Below are 2,110 nucleotides of genomic sequence, written 5' to 3'. Positions count from 1 at the left end.
GGCCACCACGAGGCCCAGCGCGTACAGCGCGAGTCGGGTGCCCGCGTTCATCAGACCCGCTCGGCCGAGTATCCGGCCTCCTGCACGGCGTCGAACACGCGATTGTCGTCGATCTCGCCCTCCGCGGCGACAGCGAGCTTGCCCGTCTCGTGGCTGACCTGAACGTCGGTGACGCCCTCGATCTCGCCGACCTCTTCACGCACGGACACCTCACAGTGCCCGCACGTCATGCCGGTCACCAGGTATTCGCTCACAGTCATGCCGCCTCCTCGAATCAGATACCCCCACCGGGTATCCCTCTCCAAGGTATACCCCTAGGGGGTAGTCAGCAAGGGGCCTGTCCGACAGATCGCGCGTGATGGAGAAGGTCGCGCGCCGTGCATGACGCGCGACTTTCGGTATCACGCGCGAAACGTCCCACTAGCACGACGACGGTGCGCTCACCGCAGGCCGAGCCGATCGAGCCACGGCGCCACGAGCTGCGGGAGGGTCCGCCTTTCCAGCATCGCCCACCAGGCCCGGATCACCATGATCCCGGCGCTCCGCAGCGCGTCTTCGCGCTGCTTCTCCCGCCACACAGCGTCGGCGATGCTCTCGCCCGGTTTCCGATACCGAAGGTACTTGGTGAAGCCGTCGAACTCCCACGCCAGCTTTCCGTCCCAGTCGCCGTCAACCCGGTAGGTCCGACCGCCGATCACGTGCTCCACCTGGAGCTTGGGTACCCGAAGTCCGGCCTGGATCAACTGTGCGCGACCCCACGATTCGCCGACTGACTCGGCCCCGCCATCAGCCCACGAGAGCGCCGACTTCGCAAAGCGGGTGCCGCCGCGCCGTGCGCCCGTCAACAGCGCGGTCAGCGCCTCCGACGATGCGCCCGCGTGCAGGGCGCCGTCGAGCACCACGAGCGCCTTCGCGAACGCCAGCGGGTCGGTGGGTCGCACGCTCTGCGCTAGATCGACGGCGGTCCGCGCGAGGCTGGTGACGCTGATGCCGTCGATCACCACGACGTCGTCGGGCGACAGTTCGCTCGCGTGACTGTGGACGGCCTTGCGCATCTGCCCGCCGCTACGGGTGCCGGTGGTCACGTGCACCCGCCCCAATGCGGGCTTCAGCATGCCCAGTCCGTGTATGGCCGCCGCCGACTCGTGGCTGAGGACCGACCGGCCGCTGCAGTTCGACCCAGTGACGAGGGCAATGCTCGTCAGCCGGAAGTCGTTCACCGCATTCTCGGCGACGAGCGCGGCATCGCGGCGGTCGATCGTCGCGGGCACCAGGAAGGTCCCGCGCCCCACCCGGCGGAGCGTCCCGGCGGCCACTCGACTACTCAGCTCATGGTCGGTGAACCCGGCGCGCACCGCGGAGTGCCGTCGGATCAGCCCGTAGCGGTCGGTCGGCAAGTCCCGTTCGCCGGTCGGCACGTCCAGTTCGTTTGGTGTCATGGCCCCATCAGAGACGACGACGCGGCCCCGCACCACAACGTCGTCCACAGGCTCGTCACCCTGTCGGCGAGTTACCCACAGATCAGGTGGCGACGTCCCCCATCGCACCCGCCATCATCTCGCGCGTGATGTCGAACCTCGCGCGCCGTGCACGGCGCGCGACGTTCGATACGGCGCGCGATCGGGCGGCGCCGGGACCGCACGACGACGCTCAGATGAGACCGTCGGAGAGCTTGTTCGGGGTACCGAAGCGGTGCGCGGTGATGGACACGGCTTGCTCGTGCAGGTGCGGGAGCATCTCCACGCGTCCGGCGCCGACCACATCGCCACCGTAGACGGCGATGTCCGGCTTGCCGCCGGTCGCGGCGTACACCGCGGCCACCAGCTCCGCGCGGGAAGCACCGGCGACGATGCGGATACGGGCGCCGGCGGCGGCGCCATCCTTGGCGGCCAACGCGCTGAGGTAGTCAGCCCAGCCAGCCTCGTCCTGAAACAGCACCCGGACGCCAGCAGCGGCGAGGGCGGCCTGCACGGCGGTCGGCAGCGCCACCGGACTGCTCACCGTCGGCCGACTGCCGACTGCCAGGCCCGCGGCGATCGCTCGGAGTGCGCGGCTGAGCTGCGCGTCGGCGGCGATCCGAATAGTCACCGGCACCGCCAGGTACCGCAAC

At 69.6% G+C, this 2,110-nt stretch carries 2 protein-coding genes and 1 pseudogene; all 3 read right to left on the bottom strand.

The window, feature by feature from the left end; translation table 11 throughout:
• Window positions 1-50: 50 nt before the first annotated feature.
• Window positions 51-260: a heavy-metal-associated domain-containing protein gene (locus tag WAW85_RS02750; RefSeq protein ID WP_422558126.1), complete on the bottom strand. Its 210-nt coding sequence runs from the start codon at window positions 258-260 to the stop codon at window positions 51-53.
• 180 nt (window positions 261-440) lie between these two features.
• A complete protein-coding gene (locus WAW85_RS02745; RefSeq protein ID WP_422558125.1) occupies window positions 441-1,439 on the bottom strand; it encodes a type IV toxin-antitoxin system AbiEi family antitoxin domain-containing protein in 999 nt (332 codons plus the stop codon).
• A 211-nt stretch (window positions 1,440-1,650) separates the two neighbouring features.
• Window positions 1,651-2,110: pseudogene (locus WAW85_RS02740) on the bottom strand (1-pyrroline-5-carboxylate dehydrogenase); the annotation flags it as partial.

The sequence above is a fragment of the Gordonia sp. (in: high G+C Gram-positive bacteria) genome (assembly GCF_049299075.1).
Taxonomy (GTDB): domain Bacteria; phylum Actinomycetota; class Actinomycetes; order Mycobacteriales; family Mycobacteriaceae; genus Gordonia.
Note: the sequence above shows the minus strand (reverse complement) of the source record. Positions and strands in the feature narration are given on the sequence as shown.

Excerpts from the sequence above, each read along its gene's own strand:
- WAW85_RS02750 (WP_422558126.1), bottom strand. The coding sequence starts at position 260 with ATGACTGTGAGCGAATACCTGGTGACCGGCATGACGTGCGGGCACTGT.
- WAW85_RS02745 (WP_422558125.1), bottom strand. The coding sequence starts at position 1,439 with ATGACACCAAACGAACTGGACGTGCCGACCGGCGAACGGGACTTGCCG.